The organism is Acinetobacter legionensis, from assembly GCF_057165765.1.
This window is the reverse complement of record NZ_CM169896.1, coordinates 3,664,340-3,688,271: the sequence shown is the minus strand read 5'-3', so window position 1 is coordinate 3,688,271 and position 23,932 is coordinate 3,664,340. Positions and strand designations below refer to the sequence as shown.

Annotated in this window: 20 protein-coding genes; 10 read left to right on the top strand and 10 right to left on the bottom strand. The window is 36.4% G+C overall.

Annotated elements, in window-relative coordinates:
- Position 1: 1 nt before the first annotated feature.
- Genes AC2G3J_RS16730 through AC2G3J_RS16700 form a run of 7 tightly spaced genes read right to left on the bottom strand, consistent with a single transcriptional unit; the run spans position 2 to position 4,311 of the window.
- A complete protein-coding gene (locus AC2G3J_RS16730; protein ID WP_483770313.1) occupies positions 2-523 on the bottom strand; it encodes a glycoside hydrolase family 108 protein in 522 nt (173 codons plus the stop codon).
- 10 nt (positions 524-533) lie between these two features.
- Positions 534-908, bottom strand: a complete 375-nt coding sequence (locus tag AC2G3J_RS16725) for a hypothetical protein (protein ID WP_096733105.1) — start codon at positions 906-908, stop codon at positions 534-536.
- Between the two features lie 38 nt (positions 909-946).
- Positions 947-1,150 carry a tail protein X gene (locus AC2G3J_RS16720; RefSeq protein ID WP_224964779.1) on the bottom strand — a complete coding sequence of 68 codons (204 nt, stop codon included), beginning with the start codon at positions 1,148-1,150 and terminating at the stop codon, positions 947-949.
- Complete coding sequence (locus AC2G3J_RS16715; protein WP_483770312.1) at positions 1,147-1,554, bottom strand: head completion/stabilization protein; 408 nt, start codon at positions 1,552-1,554, stop codon at positions 1,147-1,149. Before AC2G3J_RS16715 ends, AC2G3J_RS16720 begins: the two co-directional genes overlap by 4 nt.
- 5 nt (positions 1,555-1,559) lie before the next feature.
- Complete coding sequence (gene gpM / locus AC2G3J_RS16710) at positions 1,560-2,390, bottom strand: phage terminase small subunit (protein ID WP_483770311.1); 831 nt, start codon at positions 2,388-2,390, stop codon at positions 1,560-1,562.
- A complete protein-coding gene (locus AC2G3J_RS16705; protein ID WP_483770310.1) occupies positions 2,390-3,418 on the bottom strand; it encodes a phage major capsid protein, P2 family in 1,029 nt (342 codons plus the stop codon). Before AC2G3J_RS16705 ends, gpM begins: the two co-directional genes overlap by 1 nt.
- Positions 3,419-3,435: 17 nt before the next feature.
- On the bottom strand, positions 3,436-4,311 hold the full coding sequence (locus AC2G3J_RS16700) for a GPO family capsid scaffolding protein (protein ID WP_209826850.1): 876 nt from the start codon (positions 4,309-4,311) through the stop codon (positions 3,436-3,438).
- A 141-nt stretch (positions 4,312-4,452) separates the two neighbouring features.
- On the opposite strand from AC2G3J_RS16700, the gene AC2G3J_RS16695 reads away from it, so the two are divergent.
- The 3 genes from AC2G3J_RS16695 to AC2G3J_RS16685 all read left to right on the top strand — a co-directional run bounded on the left by AC2G3J_RS16695 (position 4,453) and on the right by AC2G3J_RS16685 (position 10,104).
- The gene (locus AC2G3J_RS16695) at positions 4,453-6,234 is read left to right on the top strand and encodes a terminase large subunit domain-containing protein (RefSeq protein WP_483770309.1); all 1,782 of its coding nucleotides are present in this window, start codon (positions 4,453-4,455) and stop codon (positions 6,232-6,234) included.
- Positions 6,231-7,289, top strand: a complete 1,059-nt coding sequence (locus AC2G3J_RS16690; protein WP_483770308.1) for a phage portal protein — start codon at positions 6,231-6,233, stop codon at positions 7,287-7,289. Before AC2G3J_RS16695 ends, AC2G3J_RS16690 begins: the two co-directional genes overlap by 4 nt.
- Positions 7,290-7,638: 349 nt before the next feature.
- Positions 7,639-10,104, top strand: a complete 2,466-nt coding sequence (locus AC2G3J_RS16685; protein ID WP_483770307.1) for a hypothetical protein — start codon at positions 7,639-7,641, stop codon at positions 10,102-10,104.
- 168 nt (positions 10,105-10,272) lie between these two features.
- Here AC2G3J_RS16685 and AC2G3J_RS16680 read toward each other — a convergent pair whose 3' ends face one another.
- Positions 10,273-10,905, bottom strand: a complete 633-nt coding sequence (locus AC2G3J_RS16680; RefSeq protein ID WP_483770306.1) for a glutathione S-transferase family protein — start codon at positions 10,903-10,905, stop codon at positions 10,273-10,275.
- A 1,320-nt stretch (positions 10,906-12,225) separates the two neighbouring features.
- On the opposite strand from AC2G3J_RS16680, the gene AC2G3J_RS16675 reads away from it, so the two are divergent.
- From AC2G3J_RS16675 to AC2G3J_RS16660, 4 genes are all read left to right on the top strand, one after another.
- Positions 12,226-13,197, top strand: coding sequence for an aspartyl/asparaginyl beta-hydroxylase domain-containing protein (locus tag AC2G3J_RS16675; RefSeq protein WP_336953412.1), 972 nt, complete (start codon positions 12,226-12,228; stop codon positions 13,195-13,197).
- A gap of 440 nt (positions 13,198-13,637) precedes the next feature.
- Positions 13,638-14,915, top strand: a complete 1,278-nt coding sequence (locus AC2G3J_RS16670; protein ID WP_419328098.1) for a sensor histidine kinase — start codon at positions 13,638-13,640, stop codon at positions 14,913-14,915.
- A gap of 138 nt (positions 14,916-15,053) precedes the next feature.
- Positions 15,054-17,804 carry a bifunctional [glutamate--ammonia ligase]-adenylyl-L-tyrosine phosphorylase/[glutamate--ammonia-ligase] adenylyltransferase gene (glnE, locus tag AC2G3J_RS16665; protein WP_336953410.1) on the top strand — a complete coding sequence of 917 codons (2,751 nt, stop codon included), beginning with the start codon at positions 15,054-15,056 and terminating at the stop codon, positions 17,802-17,804.
- Positions 17,805-17,830: 26 nt separating this feature from the next.
- A complete protein-coding gene (locus AC2G3J_RS16660) occupies positions 17,831-18,757 on the top strand; it encodes a branched-chain amino acid transaminase (RefSeq protein ID WP_004723137.1) in 927 nt (308 codons plus the stop codon).
- 122 nt (positions 18,758-18,879) lie between these two features.
- Here the strand turns inward: AC2G3J_RS16660 and AC2G3J_RS16655 are convergent, their stop codons facing one another.
- Together AC2G3J_RS16655 and AC2G3J_RS16650 are read right to left on the bottom strand one after the other, a co-directional pair.
- The gene (locus AC2G3J_RS16655; RefSeq protein WP_483770305.1) at positions 18,880-19,902 is read right to left on the bottom strand and encodes an NAD-dependent epimerase; all 1,023 of its coding nucleotides are present in this window, start codon (positions 19,900-19,902) and stop codon (positions 18,880-18,882) included.
- Positions 19,899-21,068 carry a nucleotide sugar dehydrogenase gene (locus AC2G3J_RS16650; protein ID WP_336953408.1) on the bottom strand — a complete coding sequence of 390 codons (1,170 nt, stop codon included), beginning with the start codon at positions 21,066-21,068 and terminating at the stop codon, positions 19,899-19,901. Before AC2G3J_RS16650 ends, AC2G3J_RS16655 begins: the two co-directional genes overlap by 4 nt.
- A 237-nt stretch (positions 21,069-21,305) precedes the next feature.
- Between AC2G3J_RS16650 and AC2G3J_RS16645 the strand changes: the two genes are divergently transcribed.
- Genes AC2G3J_RS16645 through AC2G3J_RS16635 form a run of 3 tightly spaced genes read left to right on the top strand, consistent with a single transcriptional unit; the run spans position 21,306 to position 23,867 of the window.
- The gene (locus AC2G3J_RS16645) at positions 21,306-22,073 is read left to right on the top strand and encodes a glycosyltransferase (protein ID WP_336953407.1); all 768 of its coding nucleotides are present in this window, start codon (positions 21,306-21,308) and stop codon (positions 22,071-22,073) included.
- Between the two features lie 38 nt (positions 22,074-22,111).
- On the top strand, positions 22,112-23,098 hold the full coding sequence (locus AC2G3J_RS16640) for a stealth family protein (RefSeq protein WP_336953406.1): 987 nt from the start codon (positions 22,112-22,114) through the stop codon (positions 23,096-23,098).
- Between the two features lie 10 nt (positions 23,099-23,108).
- Positions 23,109-23,867: a glycosyltransferase family 25 protein gene (locus AC2G3J_RS16635; RefSeq protein WP_336953405.1), complete on the top strand. Its 759-nt coding sequence runs from the start codon at positions 23,109-23,111 to the stop codon at positions 23,865-23,867.
- The last annotated feature ends 65 nt before the right edge of the window (positions 23,868-23,932 follow it).

Below are 23,932 nucleotides of genomic sequence, written 5' to 3'. Positions count from 1 at the left end.
TTTAATTATCCAATGCTGCATAATTTAACTGGCTTGCAACACGTAAGGTCCAACCTTTTCCATAGCGTGGCCAAGTGCTTAAACTTGTATAATATTTCAATCGTTCTGCATTAAATTTCAATAAAATATCATTCAAATCAGCTTTATTAATGGCTTGAATTGTTAAGTTTCCGATGATGCCATCATCTAACACGCCTACAGCCAATTGTAGTTTACGTTTGGCGGTTCCCATGCCTGCATTAATGGCAAAATCCCAAACTTGAAAGACAAGGGCAGAGTCGATTTGATCGGCATTGATCTTGTCCCACCAATCCCGTTTATAAATGTTTTTGGCTTGTTCAAGGTTTAAACTTTTAATATCTAAATCAGGATAAGTCATGGCAGAAATACCATACTTTGTGCCGTTGAGTTGACCTTTACCAATTACACCAGTCGTCCAATTGCCACGGTCTTGACGATCATTTGTAAATTTACCTTCATGGCCAATGAGACGTTCAAAGGCTTGATCAAATGTAAGTGACATGATGATTTCCTTATTTATTGAACATTGCAGCAAAAGCAGCTTTAACTTCAGCAATAATTTCGCTAAAGGTTTTACCTTTGAGTAACTGCATAGATTGATACCAAATACCAATCAGCAACATGCCAAACACGGCAAAAAGCAACATCACAAAACCTTGAGCCATATGTGAGTATTGCTGTAATTGATAATATTCAATGCAAGCAGCACCACCATATAAACTGATAGTTACGCTAATCGAAAATTTTAAAATCACACCAACGGTGATTTTTATACGACCTTGGGTGTCAATATCACCACTTAAAATCAAGGCGAGAATTGCGCCCATGATCGCTGCAATAATTTTAAAAAGCCATGGTAACCCCTTAATTGACAGCGGATCATTCATCGTTTTCCCCTTGAGGGAAGTTAAGTGTTCAAACATAACTAATCCCATAATTTAATTGTCTGAGGCCGTTGAGCTTGTACCAGTTCAGGTAAATTAATGATTTGATGTTCTTGTAAAACGACTTGTTGCAAATTTGAGTTTGCTTCAAGCAGTGCAGGCAGCATGACTATCGACTGATTGCCGTAATAGCGGTAAGCGAGTGAATCAAAAGTATCGTTTTGCATTGCTTTGATTTGATTCATATCAATTTCACTCGATTACGTTTTGGTCTGCCTTTACTGATTAATTTACCGACGCTGTAATTCACTGTTCGACGTAAAGCTTGCGTTTTAACTTGTTGATTTTCACCCCGGGTTTGTCCCGTTGTTGTGGTATCAAAATCTAAATTATCTTCACAAATCAGTGCAGCCGCTTCATAGCAAACTGCACGTTTGTAATATCGAATTTGAGTATCAGTTTCGATATTAAGTAAAAGTGTTTGATCATTAATGTTATCCATGGCGAGCATGATTTTTTCAGTCAGCAGTACTTCGCCTTTGGATTTGTCTAAACGCACCTGACCCAACAAATCTAAAATACTGACATTGGGACGCATTGGATCAGGATTTTCGACTTCATTATCAGGAACAGGTGCATTTAGTAACATTTGACCTACTCCGCAGCCGTGGTGGAGTCGGTGGACGCAGGTACTGAGGCATCGGCAGTTTGATCTGCAGATGTATCAGCCTGCGAGCCGACAGTGGCGTCGGGAGACGACTCGGTTGTTTGCTTACTCAATCGTTTTTCAAGGGCGGTAAGATCTTTTTTACAGCCGACTTTATCATTGAGTCGCAAGGCATTTTTATAGGCATTGAGTGCTTCAACAGGCTGCGCCTCGTTTAATGCATCCCCAAGCGCACGGTAAATTTTGGCACGGGCTTGATCGACCATTTGTTCACCAACACCCAACTCAATGATTTTTTTAATCAGTTCAGCATGGGCAATGGCAAGGTCAGAATCATCACAAAAATCTATAGCGGATTGCTCTGTAACGAATTCTGCAATGCCACGGCTGTAGCCTTCAGGCATCACCATTTCATTTAAAATTGCATATTCAGCAATACGTACCGCAAGTTCATATTCGCCTGCATCTACGGCCCAAATCATTAAAGTCACTAATGTTGTATTTTGAGCTGAAGGGGAAACAGCTAGGCAACCATCGATGTAACCCAAATATTCAGGAAGCCATTCTTTTTTCTTGGCTATTTTTTCCTGAGTTGATTTGATTTCTTTCAATTGGTTCATGTGATTGAACAAACGCAATTCAATATTTGCCGTTGGTGAGGTTGGTGTGATAACGGTTTTATCACCTTCAGGCGAAGCAGGCGCAACACCCATAATGACCGATTTACGTTTTAGGCGTGGATCTTGGCTTTTTGCTTGTTGTTGCGCTTTGATTGCGAGCATCTTTTCACGATGCTCACGCATTGAATTCGTTGCCATTAGTCTTGTACCTCAATGTTTTCGATAAGAACTGCCTTTGTATAGTCTTCCACCACAAAATCTTCATTCACGGATTGGAAGTCCACAGCACGATCCCATTCAGGCTGTTCAGCAATAGAACGCATTAAAGTACCTGACTGAAGGTAAATTGATAGATTGTCAGGCGTCGTAATTAGAATGGTTTTTGCCGGGAATTTAGGCACATGCAGGGCACGTAAAGTACCAAGCTGCTTATTGGCATAGATTGTACGAGCAGCCAATTGTTCCGTTGGATCTTGAATGGTATTCAGCAATGGTAAATATTTATCGCTGAGTACCCCACGGCCACAAATTGCGATTAAACCGCTATCACGATGTTGTTCTGCGATGTATTCTTCAACTGCAAATTCAACTAAACCATCCAGTGTTTTAAACTCATTGCCTGCGCCAATTTTGGTGACAAGTTTTCCTGTACCGTCATCAACGCCTGCATAATGTTGCTCAGGCGCATTGTCACGAATCTTTTGTAGCCAACCTTTTTTTACATCTTGTAAAAGGGGATTAGCCACACGGTCAGAAGTTGGCGCACGATATAGGCCATTAAAACCAATACATAATTTATCCAATGCTACTGCACGAACAACCATAGATTGTAATTTGGCTTTAAAGTTTGGATGGTGTTTCCATGCATTTAGTAATGACCAGTAATAGGCGACGTCATAGTTAGTCTGAGTACAATCATATTCATCTAGTAAATCGAGCGAACCGACTGCGGTTGGTGCACGTGCTTTGACACGAGTATCAGTTGTCCCTGCAATGGAAGTACCTACAAGCAGGGCAATTTTTTCACCTTTTGCATTGTCCACTGGAAATATATTAATTTGCTTTAAAAAATCTGCTGCTTCTTGATAAGCAGCAATGATTTTTTGTTCAGGGACAGGCTGAACTGCAAATGTATATCTAACGTCTTCAACATTATTTGCACGAGCAACATCGGCCATATAAGCAGATAATTTTGTACGGGCAATGGGATTAAGAGCGACTGACATATTTATTTGTATCCCTATTAATAATCAACTTTGTCAGCTTCACCGCCTGCAGCTGCAGGTGGAAGATTGACTGGAGTCGTTGAAAGTTGGTTGAATTGAGTTTGTAAGCCTTGAATTGATTGCAAAATCGGTTCGAGTACTTTGCTTAAATCATCTTGTGGCGCAGCTGCAGGTTGTTCTGTGGTTTGAGCTACAGGCGTTGTAACAGGTGTTGTAGTTGTTGCAGGTGCCGGACTCAATGTACTGAATTTCTCATTCAAGTCTTTGATCGATGCAAAAACAGCAACAAGACCTTGGGTAACCACCTTTTTAAACTCATCTTCACTTTCAGTCGGCTTTGACGGTGTGAGTAAGGTTTTAAGTTGTTCTAATAAACCTTTTTGATCGGTTGGAACTGAATTGATTTCAGTTGGAGCTGTCAATGACATGTAAATCTCCGAATCGGGTTGAGTGCGTAAAGAAAATTGATTTGATGAAAACTTAATAGCTTGAGTTCCCAGTGATGCAGGTTGATCAGTCATGCCAAGACCGACTTGATAGGCTTTATTTGTCCCTGCAAAATTGCGATAAAACTCAATTGAGGGAAATATTTTCTGTCCATTTTTATTCATGGCCACAAAATTTGGTAAGGCAGAAATTGTGTTGTAAAGACAAAGTTTTCCGCCTTCTTCAACAGCTTCAACTTTGATAATGTCGCCATATGCATTAAATGGTGGTTCAGGTGACCAGCCAGCAAAATGCTCAATGTTGATGCGCCCTGCATAATGTTCAGGATTGTATGTATCGGCCATGTCTTGAATTTCTTGACGACTCAATTCACGACCATCGACCGTTTGACCTTCACGGGCAACTCGAAAGCGTTTTTCTACACGTCCTTCTCCTGGTAGTCCCATTATTTAAATTTCCATCTATGTTTCTGATGTATGCAGTCTGCTTGTGATGACAGGGAGGTCGCAACGATCTAAATCCTGTTTAACGCTTAATCAGGATTTTGTTATTCGTTGAAAATGAACACATAGCGCTACATTAAGCGCATGAATACATCACATCCTTTGACTTTCGAGAATCTAAACCCACGGCAACATGGACGAATCCTATTTGCGATGGGCATGACTGTGTCTGAAATCTCAAAACAATTAGAAGAAAATCGGGCAACGGTAGAAAGTTGGAAGCAACGTGATAGTTGGGAAAAAGCAGATTTATTCGATGATCTAACGATAGGTTTAAAAGTTAGATACTTAGCGCTGACTTTTATGGAAAATAAAAGTAATGCCAACTATAAAGAAATGGATTTTATCGGGATTCAATTTGAACGTTTTGCTCGAATTGAAAAATATCGCGCAGGTGGAACACAAGCAGATCTCAATCCAAAATTAGAAAATCGCAATAACAAACCGAAAAAACGCAAACTTAAAAATCAAATTACTGAAGATGATTTGGCATTGCTTGAACAAGCATTTCAAGATTTTTTATTTGTTTACCAAGAGGAATGGATGGATGCAATATCCTGGTCTCGAATTTTTATTTTATTAAAATCTCGTCAAATTGGTGCGACTTTTATCATTGCGTTATGGGCATTTATTGACTTACTTAAAACAGGTAAGAATAAAATTTTTATGTCAGCTTCAAGAGCACAGGCATATCAGTTTATTGAGTACATCAAAGCTTTTTGTTTGGAAGTTGTTGGCATCGAATTAACAGGAGATCCAATTGTTGTCAATGGACCCAATGGACAAGCAACTCTATATTATTTAGGAACAAATGCGCTTACAGCACAAGGACGCCATGGTGATGTCATTATGGATGAGTTCTTTTGGATTCGTAACTTCTTAAAATTCAAAAAAGTCGCTTCAGCGATGGCTTCACAAAAGATGTATAAGCAAATTTATATGTCGACGCCATCCAGCATTTTGCATGAAGCTTATGCGTTTTGGACGGGTACTGACAGCAAGCGTAAATTACCAATTGAAATTGATGTCAGTAAAATCGCATTAAAAATGCCCGTCAAATGTGCGGATAGAAAGACTCGTCAAATTGTGACTTTGGATGCAGCCGAAGAGAAGGGTTGTGATCTTTTTGACCGGGATGACTTGCTAGCCGAGTATGGTGATGAAGAGTTTGCCAATTTATTTGATTGTGATTTTATTGATGATTCAGGTTCTTATTTTCCACTCAAAGATATTATTCCTAATATGGTGGATTCATGGGAAATTTGGAACGATTTTAATCCGACTCAAACACCACATTATGACGGTGAAGTATGGATTGGCTATGATCCGTCATTCACAGGTGATAATGCTGCACTTGCAGTCATTGCTCCACCGCAAACGCCTCTATCCCCTTATCGAATCTTAGAAGTAAAACAGTTCAAAGGGCAGACTTCTCAAGAACAAGCGCTATATATCAAAAAAGTTTGTGCACGTTACAACGTCACTTTTATTGGAATTGATAACACTGGTAATGGTCTTTCTGTTTCTGAATATGTGTCTAAATTTTTCCCTGCACTCACGAGATTGAACTATAACCCTGAATTAAAAATTCGTATGGGGCTTAGAGCCAAAGAGTTATTTCAAAAAAGACGACTTAATTTTGATGCCGGTTTAACAACTGTCGCCAAAGCCTTTCTTTCTATTAAAAAAGCCATGACCAGTGGTGGTGGTAATAAAACTTTGGTTACAAGTCGCTCTGCTGAAAATGGTCATGGTGATTTGGCTTGGGCAATTATGAATGGTTTAGAAAGAGCACCGATTGTCGATATTACCGATCCATCTCAACAAGGCGCAACACGTAGCCGAATCAGAGTATTTAAATCATGAATATAAAATCTATGCTATCTCAGCAGTTGGATCGTTTACGTGTGTTGCCAACACATCAAACAGCAGCTGCTCCAACCAGTAAAATTATATGTAAGAATTTTGGGGAAGCGCAGCCTGTTTTAGACGGGCATGACCTATTCGAATATGGCTATTGTCCTAAATGGCAAGATTGGTACGAGCTTCCATATGACATGATGGCCACGGCAAAATTATTTCGTGCAACTAGTCACCACACCAGTGCTTTAATTGTAAAACGTAATATCTTAACCAGTGATTACATTCCTCATCCTTTATTAAGTCGGCATGAGTTTAATGCTTTGGCTTTGAATCTTTTAACCTTTGCCAATTGCTATGCACATATCAAAAGAAATCGCTTCAATGGAATTGTTGGGATTGGATCTAGACCAGCACTTAATATTCGTCGTGGTTTAGATTTATCCAGTTATTACCAACTAGATTGGGATCAAAGCAATAATTATAAATTTGCGCCACAAGATATGATTCATGTTTATGAATCCGATATTGGTCAAGAAATTTACGGTGTGCCTAATTATTTGAGTAGTATTAATGCAATTTTATTAAATGAAGCAGCAACGTTATTTCGTCGTCGTTATTATAAAAATGGTGCACACGCAGGATTTATTTTACATATGACAGATGCTTTGCAAAGTCAGCAAGATGTCGATGATTTAGAAGATTCACTGGAAAATTCAAAAGGGGCAGGGAACTTTAAAAATTTACTTGTTTATACACCTGGTGGAACGAAGGACGGTGTTAAAGTAATTCCATTAGCCGAAGTTGCAGCAAAGGATGAATTCTATAATATTAAAATTGCCAGTCGTGATGATCAACTTGCCGGGCATCGCATACCACCTCAACTCATTGGAGTTGTTCCACAAAATGCAGGTGGATTTGGTGATGTTGAAAAAGCAGCTAAAGTTTTTTATTACAATGAAATTGTGTATTACCAAAACCTACTAAAACAAATTAATGAAAGGTTAGGGGCTGAAGTTATAAAATTCAAAGAATATGAGCTTTTATTACCTAGTAAGTAGTTAGATTATTAATTTGTAGATATTTTGGCATAAAAAAGCCCGACATCCTGTCGGGCTTTTTTACGTAATTGATGCGTTGGTCTGACTCCTGTCGTACCTTTACATTCCTTGTATCTTATCTTGTTATTCTTGTCTGGAGCATCCTGCTCTCTATGTGTCTATAATAAAAAATTGTATTCAATCCGTATATTGGCTAAATCCTTCAATGATTGTACGCCTAAGCGTACAACACGCTATGTTAAATAAAATTACTCTACTAATTAAAGTAAAGTGGAAAATAGTAAGGTAATTAAATTAAAGAAATAGTAAAATCACCCTATGCTTATGATTATTAGATGAAAGGTATTTTATGATAACCCTTGCTCAAGCTGAGATAAAATTAAAGAAATTTGTACAAGAACACAAAGCTGAATTTCATACAAATCAAAATGAAGCTCAAACTAGATTTTTTATAATCGACCATCTTTTATTTGAATGTTTAGGATGGGATAAAAATTTTGTCGAAGTTGAAAATAATGAAGAAAATAAATTTACTGACTATGAGTTAGGTAAACCCACCCGATTAGCTATATTAGAAGCAAAAAGAGAAGGAAAGATTTTTGAGATCCCTGCATATGATAGTAAATCATTAACATGTGATATTAGATCTTTAATTAAGATGTGTTCAGCAACTGAAGATACTATCGATCAAGCCATTAGTTATTGCAATCAGCGAGGAGTTCCTATAGGAATTATTAGTAATGGTCATCAATACATTATTTTTATAGCTTCTAGACAAGATGGGATATCTATAAAAGATGGTAAAGCTGTTGTATTTAAAAGTCTTGAACACTTGGCTGATAATTTTAAAGATGCTTGGCAGATTATGTCATTCCATGGAATTAAAGAAAAAAATATATATAAATATTTAAAACCGGACTTTGAGTCGATACCATCAAAACTCTCATCTAAACTAAGAAATTATCCAATCGTTCGGTATGGAAGCGAGCTACAGTCTACTCTTAGACAGTTAGCTGAAATATTTTTTCAAGATATTGTTGAAAATGAACAGGTTGAAGAACGATTTTTTAAAGAATGTTATTGTGAAAGCGGTGCTTTATCAAAATATTCGTTACTTAGTAAAAATATTCTTGAGGCAAGATATGCTTCTTTATTTAATCAATCTGAAACAGCACCATTTATTACGCCAGTAAGAGAAAAGAAAAATAATAATATATCTCCTGATATTTTATCTGAAGCTTTATCACGTAGACCTATAGTCTTATTAGGTGATGTTGGTGTTGGTAAAACATCTTTTGTAAAAAATCTTATATATAATGGTGCATATGAAGAGTTTAAAAGAGCTTTTTATATTTACATTGACTTAGGTTCAAGTGGTGCTCTTACAAATAATTTAAAAGACTTTGTTCTAGAAGAAATTGAAAAGCAACTTTTAGAAAAATATAGTGTAGATATTAATGACTATAGTTTTATTAAAGGTGTGTATGCATCGGAAATAAGTCGTTTCTCTAAAGGTCTTTGGGGGCAAAAGAAGGAGTCAGATCCAGCTTTATATGAGACTAAACTTCTAGAAATGATAGCTAATCTTTGTGAAAAAAAAGATGCACATTTAAAAAGATCAATTAATACAAGAGCAAAATCAGAAAATAGACAAATAATCGTTTGTCTAGATAATGCAGATCAACGTGATTATGAGGTACAACAAGATACCTTTATTATTTCACAGGAATTAGCTAAAGACTGGAATACAACAGTTTTTATTTCAGTTCGTCCGCAAACATTTTTTAAATCAAAGAGATCGGGAGCATTGTCTGCCTATCCTCATAAGGTTTTTACTATCTCACCTCCTCGAATAGATTTGGTAATAGAAAAAAGATTATTGTTTGCACTAGGAATGGCTGAAGGTAAAATTCCATTAGAGATAGCTAACTATGTTCAAGTAAACTCTAAAAATTTAGCAGTCTTTTTAAAGGTTTTAATTGATTCCTTAGCTAATAACAATGATTTGAAGGAGTTTTTAACGAATATAACGGGAGGTAATATTAGGAATGCGATAGAACTAATAGTCAATTTTATTGGTAGCCCAAATGTAGATGCTCAAAAAATTATTGATCTCACAGAAAGAAATTCTGAGAATAAAAAGTATATTGTACCTCTCCACGAGTTCACAAAATCAGCCCTTTTAGGTGATTATTCTCATTATAATGCCGATACGTCAATTGCAATGAATCTATTTGATGTTTCAACATCTGATACATATGAGCATTTTTTGACTCCGATTTTATTAGCATTCCTTTGTTCGGATAACTCTAAAAAAGATAAAGATTCTTTTTTCTCATTGAATATTCTTCAAGAAGAATTACAAAATAATGGATTTACAATTAATCAAATTCACTATGCAATTAGACGATGTACAAATAGAAAATTGATAGAAACCTCGCAAAGAATAACATTCGATGAGGATGATAAAGGATTACTTATTGGTGATATGCCTGATAACTTTAGGATTACTACTATAGGTGCATATCATTTGAAAAAGTGGATGGGATCATTCACATATTTAGATGCAATGGTATTTGATACGCCTATTTTTAATGATGCTATTAATGAATCATTGGTCACACATCTAGAATCATTGTCAATTAGTGATCGCTTAGAAAGAACCCTAAGTTTTAAACAATATCTTCAAGATTTATGGCGGAATTATCCACATAAACCCGAATATTTTGATCTATCAAATAATTTTGAAGATAGCTTAAATACTTTTGAACGTGTAATAAGAGCAGTAGAGCGTGAGGAAGTAGTAAGTAATTAGATTTATCACATATGGTTTACTTATTGTAGACTTTAACCCCTAATTTTATAAATACTTATGATCATTAAGTTTTTCTAAAATTAACATAATACAGCTTATGCGAAACCAAAAATGGGAGATTTAGGTTCCCATTTTTATCAATCTTGTTAAATCTTGAGTTTAATTTTCTCAATTTAAACTTAAAGAGCCTTCAATTTTAACAGCATTTTTCCAACTATCTAGCTTTGTTAAACCATCGACATAACGTTTAATATACGGATAATTTTCTCCCTGATTTAGTTGATAAATTAGACTATTTAATGCGAAGCCCATCATAAAATCGGCACCAGTTAAACGATCTGCAACGAAGTATTGTTTATCTTTTAAATAGTCATTTAAGAAACTAAACACTTTATCAAATTCTATTTGGGCATAATTTTCTAAAAATACTAAGTTAGTGCCATGCTGGTTTTCAATAGAATTAAATATTTTTAATAAGTAGGGCACCATTGCCGAACTTTCTGAAAAATGTATCCACTGTAAATAGTCGATATAATCTAGATCCTCAAGGTCAGGTGCTAGCTGAGGCGCTAATTTTTGAATTAATAATTCAACAATTGCACCAGACTCAATAATTACTTTTTCATTCCACTCTATTACTGGGGATTTACCTAACGGGTGAATAATTTTTAAAGATTCTGGTGCTAAATGAGTGATTGAATCTCGATAATATTTTTTTAATTCATATGGTTGTTTAATTTCTTCCAACAACCATAGTATGCGAAAAGAACGTGATTGGTCTAAATGATGTAATGTAATCAAAACAATTTCTAACTTTTAAAACTTCAATGGGTTAATTATAGATTAAACGCATGTCAAACTCTAAAGACTAAGTTTTATAAATTTTCTTAAATTTCAATTTTACATATCAAAAATTTTCGAGCTAAGCCAAACGCAGTCTCCTCTCCCACCTGCCCACTTACTAAATGTCTCATTTTTGATGCATGCAGAAATCAAGTCTAAAGCTCATGTTTTAAAGGCTTTCAGACATTTTAATGAATTAATTTTGATGCAAAGTGATGCGATTTGATGCAAAGAGAAAGGGCATTGAATTATGTGAGGTATTTTACTGTTTTTATAAGTCCAAAAATAAAAGTCTAATTTAGGTTACCAAGCTTTAAAGTGATATATAAGTTATTAATATTTAATAAAATAGTTGGTAACTTTTATAAGGTTACCACGGGTTACCAAGACAATTAAAAAATCAATTAATTATTAATTATCATAAGGTTAATAGGTTACTGTCGGTAACCTAAAAAACGGGTTACTGGTAACCCTAAAGTAACCTAAAAGTAACTTTTATAAATAGTATTTAATTTTAATATATTCATATAGATAACTGTATAAAGTAATAATGGTAACTAAAGTAACCTGTTTTTTTTATGACCTGAGATTTTAAAAAGTATTCCTAATTATCTTTGACCATATCTTATTTTCTATCGTCAAATTGATGCAGCTACCTAGAATTTGCTTCCACGTATTTACACATAAAATGTATAGATTATTGAAATTAAAGTAAGTTTTGTATCCGACCCTCGGGACCATATATTATGAAAAGCCTTCAAGCATATTTAGACTTGAGGGCTTTTTTTATTGTTTGAAATTGGTGCTATCAGAACTTAAGAAACCAAATAAGAACATGAGTGCTTTAAAAAGAAAAAAACTGATTTTGATCAGTATGGACCAATTAATAGATTGGCATTTAAATGATGGTTTCGATGTTTAATTAAAATTACGTAATTTCTAGTGTTCCATCGCTCCCTCTTTAATGACGCATTTTTATAACAAGTATCAGTATGCGAGAAATAGCGCCTGATCACTTAACAACAACAGTTAAAATTTTTAATTTCAATCATTTAAAACTTAACCAAAGGTGTACATATTTCTTGCCTATAAGAAAATTAATTAATTATAGTTAAAAGTATTTTAAATAATTTGAAACTATTTTATTTTTTCTCGCTATTTCAAAAAATATCTAAATGATCTTTATGCAGGTTGTTCAGCAAAGAAGATTGGCTTTATTTAAGGAAAATCAAGGACACATCATGGGGATTCAGAAATCATAATCGGAGTAAAATTATAATGAATCTAAGTATTATGATCATCATTGGTTTAATCGTGTATTCGATAGCAGCCATGACTTATGTATACCGTTGGCGAGGAAATGTACGTTATGACTCACTCTCACAATATTTAAGAAAAAGTTGGCCTATATTTGCACCATTTAATTGTGTTCTGTATATGACGACACGCAGCTTTGCAAAAAAGCCAATATTAGATGCTGACTTTTTAGAAAATATTGAAGTACTTAGAGCCAATTGGATAATTATTAGAGATGAAGCAATAGCATTAGAGTCATCGGGTATATTTGAAGTGATCAAGACACCTGGAGCAGACGGTTATTATGATGTTGGTTTTCGCACTTTTTACAAACGTGGTTGGAGTAAATTTTACTTAAAATGGTACGGAACAACGCATGTTTCTGCGCAAAGATTATGTCCTAAGACATTGGAGTTACTTAATCAAGTTCCTGCTATTCGAGGTGCCATGTTTTCACTGTTACCGGCGGGTTCTGAACTGAGCTTACACGCTGATCCGATTGCTAGTAGCTTTAGGTATCATCTCGGTTTGGTGACACCTAACTCTGAAACTTGTCAAATTAATATTGATGGACAAACTAGTACTTGGTTCAATGGTAAAGACTTTGTCTTTGATGAAACATATCCACATTTTGCATATAATACAGCGAATTCAGCGCGATTGATTCTGATGTGTGATGTTGATCGTCCAATGAACATATTTGGACGAATTTTTAACAGCGCTTATCGTATTCTTGTTAAAGGTACTGTTGTTCCAAATACACCTGAAGATAAAAGAGGGGTGTATAGTGCTATTTTTAAATTTTTTGCACCATTTAGACAGTATTCAATACAATTTCGTGAAAAGCATTTCAAAACTTATAAAATACTCAAATTCATTTTAAATATGAGCCTGCTATCCATCATTTTTATCGTCTTGTATGGGATGATCTATTTTTTCGAAATGCTTTTTTAAGGGATTAAAATAACTCATTTCCTCAATCATTTGAGAGATAACTTTAGTAAAGTTGTTGCTGAATTTCGCTATTTTGTCTTTGATCTTTGCAACCTCTCTGTCACTTATACATGCCAATAGCTTGATAAATACTTTATGGTTTGATTGCGATGATTTAAATTAGAGGTTTTTATCAAAAGCTTGGTTTTTTCTATTTAAATCATAAAAATATATAAAGCAGTAACTGATTGTGCATGTTAAATAAAATGTGAAATTTATCGAAAATTTCATCCCATTGTTTTTATTTGATTGTATTGCTGTTATATTGTTTTATGTGAACATTTGTAAGTGTTTCTCTAAAGCGATGTTTTCAAGTTTGTATGTGTTTGGAAGAAGTTGATATTTAAACGTTGGCGATTTAAATAACTAGCGTGTTAACTGAAAGTGCAAATGAGGTAAACATGAAATTAGAATTCTTAGAAGCTCATCAGACTGAACAGCTTAGTGCTTGTCAACTATCGTTGATTTTAGGTGTTTATACCACAGACAATAAAATTGAACGTTATTTACGTGTAGCTCGTGCTGTTCTCAATGTAGAAAATGCTTTTTTTACTTTTCATAATGAACCTTATATTTGGGTTGCCGATGAAAGTAGTGATTTTAAAGCAGCATCTATTGCTTGTAAATTGAGCTTATCACCATATTTTGGCAATCAGTGCATCGTTTCAGAAATGCATAAAAATTATGAAAAATTCTCACAATATATGGTTGAAATTGGGATAAAACACCAACGTTTATTGTGCTACGATTTTAAGTTAGAAGATAACGACTCTATTGCACATGTTTATTTCTATGATAATAAAAAAACAACATTTACAAGCAAGCAACAGGCTTTATTAGAAGAACTTAGCTTAGGTTTGGTGACGATCTTAGAGCGTAAATCTGAATCCCAAGATTACTATGAGTTATATGAACAAGAACGCGCTTTAAATTTTAGTAAAACTAAGTTTTTCCAAGTTATTGCTCATGATTTACGTGCGCCTTTTCATGGATTGATTGGCTTCTCAGATGTCTTAGCAAACGAGCGTGAAACTTTGAGTGAAGAAGGTGTACAGGATATTGCAGATTATTTGCACGATACCTTGCAATCGACCTATTCCTTACTTGAAAACTTACTCAATTGGGCGATGGCAGAAGGTGGGCGCTTTGTTTATCACCCAATTAATTTTAAATTAAAACAGACCACAAAGATTGTTTACGATGTGCTTAAGCCTTTGGCAGTGAATAAAAATATACAACTGATTGAAAATGTTGCTGAAGATTTAAGTGTTTTTGCAGATATGAATATGGTGACCTCGGTGATTCAGAATTTGGTTTCGAATGCCTTGAAGTTTACCCGTACTGATGGTTCTGGAAAAGTTTCCATTGTTGCGCACCCAGTAGGAAAAGATATAGAAATTATTATTCATGATACTGGTTTGGGAATGACTCAGTCGCAAATTGAGCAGCTGTTTGAACCACAGATCAAAGCCAGTATAAAAGGTACGATTGGGGAGCGAGGAACAGGATTAGGGCTGGTTCTATGTAAACGGTTTGTGGATCTCAATCATGGAAAAATCTCAGTAAGCTCTAAAACAGGTGAGGGAACGACTTTTATTGTTGCTTTACCTGCTGCAAAAAATACCCATCAAGCTTTGGTTTGTCCTGAAATCAAGCAAGATAAAATAAAAATTTCATAATTTTATATTTGAATAATTTAGATTGATTGTGAGTGGTGGTTTTTTGAGCTTTGTTTTTTAAGAAAAGTACAAAAACCTCCCTAAATGTAAAGCAAACTGCTATAAATAAGCTGATAAAACATAAGTACAGGCTTTTCAATGAACATTGAGCAATTGCAAAAAACATTACATGCAAGTCAGTATGCAGAACAAGTATTAAGTCTACATCAAGCCACTTTAGAACATGATTATGCAATTGATCAATTTCAACAATCGCTCAGTACAGCACAAATTCAACAACTCGTTTACGATCATTTAGTCAATATTCAAGATGAAAATACGTGGATGAAAGTCTTACGTATTCTTCGTGCACGCTTAATGTTTCGTTGGATTTGGCAAGATGCTAACCAACTGACCAATGTGGTGAAGTTGACACGAGAACTGTCTGATTTTGCAGATGCCTGTATCATTGCAGCAAAAGATTTTGCTCGGATTCCTTTGCTGGCAAAACATGGCGAACCGATAGGTTATAACGGCAAGCTTCAAGATTTGATCGTCATTGGGATGGGCAAGCTTGGGGCACAAGAGCTGAACTTATCTAGTGATATTGACCTGATTTTTGCCTTTGATGAGCAAGGAGAAAGCAATGGTCGTAAGTGTATTGATGTACAGCAATTTTGCATCTTGTGGGGGCAAAAGCTGATCTATTTATTAGATCATATTACTGCAGATGGTTTTGTATTTCGTGTGGATATGCGTCTACGTCCTTGGGGGGATGGTTCAGCACTGGCAATAAGTCATGTGGCTTTAGAAAAATATTTAAGTCAGCATGGGCGCGAGTGGGAACGTTATGCATGGATTAAGGCGCGTATTATCACAGGTGGACAAGACGGTGATAGTTTATTGGATATGACCCGCCCATTCGTTTTTCGTAAATATGTAGATTACACCGCTTTTGAAGCCATGCGTGAAATGAAAGCCATGATTGAACGTGAGGTGGCTCGGCGTAACATTGCAGACGATATTAAGCTGGGCGCAGGTGGTATTCGTGAAGTTGAATTTATTGTGCAGGTTTTTCAGCTGATTTATGGCGGAGCAAAATTAGAGTTACAAGACCGCCAATGCCTTGTTAGCCTAAAACATTTGGGTGAGGCGGGATTACTCGATCATCAATCCGTTGAGGATCTTGAAGAGGCTTATCTATTTTTACGACGTGTAGAGCATGCTATTCAAGCCTTGAATGACCAGCAAACACAATCTTTACCTACAGAACCTGAACTTCGTCAGCGAATAATTGATACCTTGGGTTTTGATGATTGGGCTGCTTTTATTGATTTTCTCAACCAAAAGCGCAGCAAGGTGACTTTCCAATTTGAGCATTTGATTAAAGAAAAAGGACTTGATTCTCCGATTGAAAGTTTTAGTCAGTTGGAAAGCCAGCTCAATGAGATCTTAGACCGTAATGCACAAAATCTGATTCATGAGTTTTGGTATGGTCATGCAATCAAGAAACTGCCTGCTAAAGCTGTACAGCGTTTAAAAGAATTTTGGCCGCATTTGGTTGAAGCAGTCCTACAGTCGAATAGTCCGCAAGTGGCTTTAATGCGATTGATGCCGTTGGTCGAATCTGTAATGCGCCGTACCGTGTATTTGGTGATGTTGATTGAAAGCAAAGGGGCGTTGCAACGTTTGGTCAAAATGGCGACAGTTAGTCCGTGGATTTGTGAGGAGTTGACTCATTATCCTGTTCTTCTGGATGAGTTTTTATCCATGGATTTTGAACTGCCTCGACGAGATTATTTGGAAGATTCGCTCCGCCAGCAATTACTGCGTATTGAAATCGATCAAGTTGAAGATCAAATGCGAGTATTGCGCTTATTTAAAAAATCCAATGTGCTTACCGTTGCTGCAAGCGATGTGCTGGCAGAAAGCCCGTTGATGAAAGTTTCGGATGCTTTAACAGATATTGCAGAAGTTTCTGTGATTGCAACATTAAATTTGGCTTATCAGACAGTTGCTAAGCGTCATGGTTATCCTGTCGATGCAGAAGGCCTGCGTTGTTCATTAGACCATATGGCCTATGCTGTGATTGGTTATGGCAAAGTAGGGGGCATTGAGCTAGGCTATGGTTCAGACCTCGATCTAGTTTTTATTCATTATATGGATGAACAAGCAGATACTGATGGTCAAAAGGCCATTAGTGGCTTTGAATTTGCCATGCGTGTTGCGCAAAAATTTATGTCTCTGATGACCACACAAACTTTAGATGGTCGAGTCTATGAAATTGATACCCGTTTACGCCCTTCTGGTGAAGCAGGCTTATTGGTCACCAGTTTAAAGGCATTTGAACAGTATCAACTCAAAAGTGCCTGGTTGTGGGAACATCAAGCAATTGTTCGAGCACGCTCAATTGCAGGTGAGCAAAGCTTAAGAGCAAAATTTGAAGAATTACGTTGTAGGGTTCTCACATTACCAAGAGAAGAAGAGACAGTTCGCAAAGAAGTCCTGAACATGCGTCAGAAGATGAAAGATCATTTGGGTTCCTCAAAAGATCAGAAAAAAGATGGAATTTTTCATCTAAAACAGGATGCAGGTGGTATCGTTGACATCGAATTTATGGCACAGTATGTCGTATTAGCCTGGAGTGGGACGAATCCTGATCTCGCCCATTATTCCGACAACGTACGAATCCTTGAAGATGCCGCAAAGGCAGGTTGCTTATCCAGCGACGATGTATCCGCATTGATTCAAGCTTATCTCAGTGAACGCGCCGAGAGCCACCGTTTGGCACTTGCAAATCATAATATGCAAGTGAGTGCTGCGGATTGGCACGATACCCGAGAGGTCGTTTGCAAGTTATGGCAAAGATTAATTGATCCAACAGCGAGTTTCGCTTTGGAAAGTGAATAATTGTGTAAAAATTTGGAGTGTGCGCCATGAATTTGGCTGATCGTGATGGTTTTATTTGGCAAGATGGACAAATGGTTGATTGGCGTGAAGCTAAAATTCACGTCTTAACTCATACATTACATTATAGTATGGGTGTTTTTGAGGGTGTCCGTGCTTATGAAACACCTAACGGTACTGCGATTTTCCGTCTCCAAGACCATACAAAACGTTTGTTAAATTCTGCAAAAATTTATCAAATGAAAGTTCCATTTGATCAAGCAACTCTTGAACAAGCTCAAATTGATGTTGTCCGTGAAAATAAATTGGCGTCATGCTATTTACGCCCAATTATTTTCATTGGTTCGGAAAAATTAGGTATCGCTGCAACTGATAATACCATTCATGCGACAGTTGCTGCATGGAGCTGGGGTGCTTACCTTGGCGATGAAGCAATGGCGAAAGGTATTCGTGTTAAAACCTCATCATTTACGCACCATCACCCTAACGTGACCATGTGTAAAGCCAAGGCTTCAGGTAACTATACTTTGTCTATTCTTGCACACCAAGAAGTGGCACATTCTGGTTATGATGAAGCGATGCTTATGGACCCTCAAGGGTATGTATGCCAAGGTTCAGGTGAAAATGTATTCTTAGTAAAAGATGGTGTATTACATACACCAGACATTGCTGGCGGGGCATTGGATGGGATTACGCGTCAAACGATTATCACCATTGCGAAAGATATGGGGATTGAAGTTGTTGAACGTCGTATTACCCGTGATGAATTTTATATTGGTGATGAAGCATTCTTTACTGGGACTGCTGCTGAAGTGACGCCGATCCGTGAATATGATGATCGTGAAATTGGTTCAGGCGCTCGTGGTCCGATTACTGAGAAGATTCAGAAAGCATTCTTTGATGCTGTTCAAGGTAAAGATCCAAAATATGCACATTGGCTGACTTATGTAAAATAAGTGGCTGCATGCAAAAAAAGGATTCCTAGAGGAATCCTTTTTTTGCTTAGATCTGGCTGTTGTAATAATTGAAAAAAAATTCAAAGGCTAAAATTTAGCTTTAAACTAAATAAAAGCCTTAATTAAACTTGATAAAAATCTCGATACCAATCTACGAATTGTTTAACACCATCTTCAACAGAGACCGATGGTTTGTATCCGACCATCTGTTCTAAAGCACTGCTATCCGCAAAAGTATCCGGCACATCACCTGGTTGTAATGGAAGTAATTCTAAAATTGCTTCTTTGCCTAAGGCTTTTTCAATAGCATGAATATATTCAATCAATTTTACTGGATTGTTGTTGCCGATATTGAAAATACGGAAAGGCGCATAACTGGTCGATGGATCAGGATTTTTGCTGTTCCAATTTGGATCAGGTTGCGCAATTTGATCACTTGAACGAATCACACCTTCCACAATATCTGAAATAAAAGTGAAGTCACGGGTATGGTTGCCGTGATTGAAAACAGGAATAGGTTGGTCTTCAATAATGTTCTTGGTGAACTTAAACAAAGCCATGTCTGGACGGCCCCAAGGACCATAGACAGTAAAAAAGCGTAAGCCTGTTGTTGGTAAATTGAAGAGATGGCTATAACTGTGCGCCATGAGTTCATTGGCACGTTTCGTTGCGGCATAGAACTGTACAGGATGGTTAACGCCATGTTTTTCACTAAATGGCATGGTGGTATTTGCACCATAAACACTACTGGTACTGGCATAAGTTAAATGTGGTGTTTTGGCATAACGGCATGCTTCAATAAGATTGGTAAAGCCAATTAAATTACTTTCGACATAGCTCAATGGATTTTCTAATGAGTAACGGACACCAGCTTGTGCAGCCAAATGAATCACCCGATCAAATTGATGATCTTGAAAACATTGATCAACGATTGCTTTATCGGCAAGATTGGCATGAATAAAAGTGAATATTTGCTGGGTTTGTGCCGCCGTATCTTTGAGAACCGCTAATCGGGCTTGTTTTAATGCGGGGTCATAGTAATCATTCATATTGTCAAAGCCAACAACATCATCACCACGTTCTAAAAGTTTTTTTGCAACATTGAAGCCAATAAAACCTGCTGCACCTGTGACGAGGACTTTCATTCATCTGCTCCGAAAATATCTCGTGTATAGACTTTATCTAATACATCACTTAAGTCATTAGAAACCCGATTGGCAATAATCACGTCACTTTGCTGTTTAAATTGTACTAAATCATTGACGACTTTGGACTTAAAGAACTGGTCCTCTTGTAAAGTCGGTTCATAGACAATCACTTCAATACCCTTGGCTTTGATGCGTTTCATCACACCTTGGATTGCGGACGCTCTAAAATTATCTGAACCACTTTTCATCACTAGGCGATAAATACCAACTTTATTGGGGTTACGTGCAATCACCGAGTCTGCAATAAAGTCTTTACGCGTGCTGTTTGAGTCAACAATGGCTTGAATCAAATTACTTGGAACGTGATTATAGTTGGCTAAAAGTTGTTTGGTGTCTTTGGGTAGGCAATAGCCACCATAACCAAATGATGGATTATTATAGTGATTACCAATACGTTGATCTAAACAAACACCATCAATAATTTGATGAGTGTCTAAGCCAAAAATTTGCGCATAGGTATCCAGTTCATTGAAATAGGCAACGCGCATAGCGAGATAGGTATTGGCAAATAACTTAATTGCTTCAGCTTCAGTTGAATCGGTAAATAAAACAGGGCTGTCTTTTTTGATGGCCCCTTCGATCAATAAGTCAGCAAACAGTTTTGCCCGATCAGATTTTTCCCCAACAATAATGCGGGAAGGGTATAAATTGTCATGCAATGCCTTTCCTTCCCGTAAAAATTCTGGAGAAAAAATAATATTTTCAGTGTGAAATTTTTCTTTTAAACTCTTGGTGAAGCCGACAGGGACAGTTGATTTAATCACCATCACTGCATTGGGGTTGACCTCTAAGACTTGCTGAACTACGCTTTCGACACTTTGCGTATTAAAATAATTGGTTTTGGTGTCGTAATCCGTTGGTGTTGCAATAATCACAAAATCTGCATTGCAATACGCTGCTTGGTAATTTGTCGTAGCTGTAAAATTTAATGATTTTTCTTTTAAAAATAATGAAATATCCGCATCTTGAATGGGCGATATTTTATTGTTGAGCAAGTTAACCTTAGATTCTAAAATATCTACTGCAACAACTTCATGATGTTGTGCAAATATCATTGAATTGGATAAGCCAACGTAACCTGTTCCAGCGACTGCTATTTTCATAAAAACCTAATATAGAAAATGTGCTTGCAAAAGTTGTATTCAATTTCACAGTGCATTCATTCAAAAAAGATTGCTCAATAAAATATCGAACAATTAAAATGATCATGCTCAATGTGAATTGTTAACGCATCATAGCATATTCTCATGAAACAAATTGTTCAGCATATGCAATCGAATACAGTAACTTGGCGAGGGTAATGGTATGATATGGCGATTGCTCAGGTGGAAGATTGATGCATGCAGGTCAATGAATCAAATTTACAGTCGAATTTAGTTGAATCAGAACAGAATATCGTTTTGTGTATGAAGTGGGGCAGCAAGTATGGTGCTGAGTATGTCAATCGCCTATATAACATGGTGAAACGACATACCACAATTGATTTCCAAATGGTGTGTTTGACTGATCGTACGGAAGGTATTAATCCCGAAGTTCAATGCTTTCCAATTCCGCCATTAGCATTACCTGAAGGAAGTCCTGAGCGAGGATGGAATAAACTATCTACTTTTGAACCCAATTTATATGGTTTAAAAGGCAATTTATTATTTCTAGATCTTGATGTGGTCATTGTAGACAATATTGATGATTTCTTTACTTATCCCGGTGAATTTCTAATTATTCACGATTGGAAACGTCCTTGGCGTGTGACCGGAAATAGCTCAGTTTATCGTTTTAAGTTGGGCACCTTTCCTGAAATTTTGCCGTATTTTCGTGAAAACTTTAAAGAAATTAGTCATAAATTCCGAAATGAACAAGAGTATTTATCGTGGTATGTCGATCAGCAGCAAAAACTAAGCTACTGGCCAAAAGATTGGTGTAAGAGTTATAAATACCATTGCTTGCAAAAATTACCATTGGCTTATTTTAAGCCACCAGTAAAGCCACAAGATGCCAAAATTATTATTTTCCATGGGGAAATTAATCCACCTGATGCTGTGACTGGCGGTGGTGGTAAATGGTATCGTTATGTGTTGCCTTCAGACTGGATTAAAGACGCTTGGCAGTAATTTTATTTAGATCATTAGAAAATTTGAGAACAATATAGATGCAAAACCTTGATATCGTGATTGCTTGGGTCGATGGCAATGATGTTGAGTTAAAACGTAAACGTCATCAATACCTCACAGGTGGAGATGCCTCAGATGCTGTGAGCGATACACGTTTTGCTAGTAATGATGAGATCTATTACAACATTGCATCTATATTGAAGTATGTACCTTTTTGCCGTCATATTTTCATTGTTACAGATAATCAGCAGCCTGAATTTTTAAATGAATTTGCAACACAAGGTCTTTGTGATGCAAATAAAATTCGTGTCGTTGATCATCGTGAGATTTTTGCTGGTTATACGCAATTTCTACCCACGTTTAACACCCGGTCAATTGAAAGCATGTTATGGAATATTAACGGGCTTTCAGATTATTTTATCTACTTAAATGATGACTTCTTTTTCAATTCACCTGCTCAAATTGAAGATTTTCTTGAAGCCAATAAAATCGTCACCTATGGACACTGGAAAAGTTGTTTTAGTTACAAGGCTAAGCTGAAATATCGTCAGTTTTTAAATCGAAAATTTAATAAACCGATTCAACCTGGTCATGTGATTGCACAAATGCTGGGTGCTGATATTCTAGGCTTTAAAGAATTTTTTGAAATCCACCATTATCCACATTGCGTAGATCGTAAAATTTTAAGTGAATACTTATTGCATCATCCAGACCTATTAGAAACACAGATTAAATATAAATTTAGAAGTGTCGAACAGCTAAATCCGATTTCATTGATGAATCATTTAAAGATTCAAAAAAATGAAGCAGTTTTAAAATCTGATTTAGCTTTGGCTTATTTGAAGAATGCTGAAAGCTTACCTGAGTTTGTAGAAGCATTGAATCAAGGCAATATTAAATATGGTTGTATCCAAAGTTTAGATCAACTAAATTCTGAGAATGCTGAACAGGTACGTCTTAAAATGATCGATAAATTATATGATTATTTACCTAAATCAGTTATTTCAGCCAAAGTTTTATCGTAGGAAGCCCATCATGAAAGTTAAAACATATCTGATAAATTTAGATGGTAGTGATGAGCGACTTGCTCGCGCAACAGAACAGTTACAGGCGGTAAACTGGGAGTTTGAGCGTTTTTCTGCTTACGATGGACGTGGCAAAGGATTGTCATCTTTTCAGGATTATGATGATGCGTTGACGCAGCAAACTTTAGGAAGACGGTTACTCAATTCTGAGCTAGGGTGTTATCTCAGTCATTATGGCTGTGCTCAGAAATTTTTAGCAAGTGATGCAGATTATCTTGTTGTCCTAGAAGATGATATGAAAATTACAGCTGATTTCAAACAGTCTATGGATCAAGTTTTAAATTATTTAGATACGCATCCAGACTTAGACTGGTATCTGATTAATTTAGCCGCGAAGAAGAAAAAGTTAGCCAAAGACATTACTCAGTTTGATCACTATTCATTGTGGCACGCTTATTATTTTCCTATTCGTGGTTTGGGGTTAATTTGGTCACGAAAGGGTGCTGAGGCGTTTATTGCACAAGGTAAAACAATTGCGATGCCTGTTGATATCTTTTTCCAAACTTGGTTGAGTAAGAATGGAAAAGGATTAGGTGTTTGGCCTGCTTTTGTTCGTCCAGCAGGTTTGGACAGCGATATTTTAGGTACAGTTGCAACACAGGGAATATCTCGTAAAGAGAAAGAAAATCGTGACCATTCTTATGGTTTTAAGAAGCAAAAACGTATGTGGCGTGATCGGGTATATGCTCTTAAACATCTTTATTTTTAATTGTATTAAGATGTAATTGGATAATTGTTGGTTAAATATACTGTGTAAAATGTATTTTTATCAGT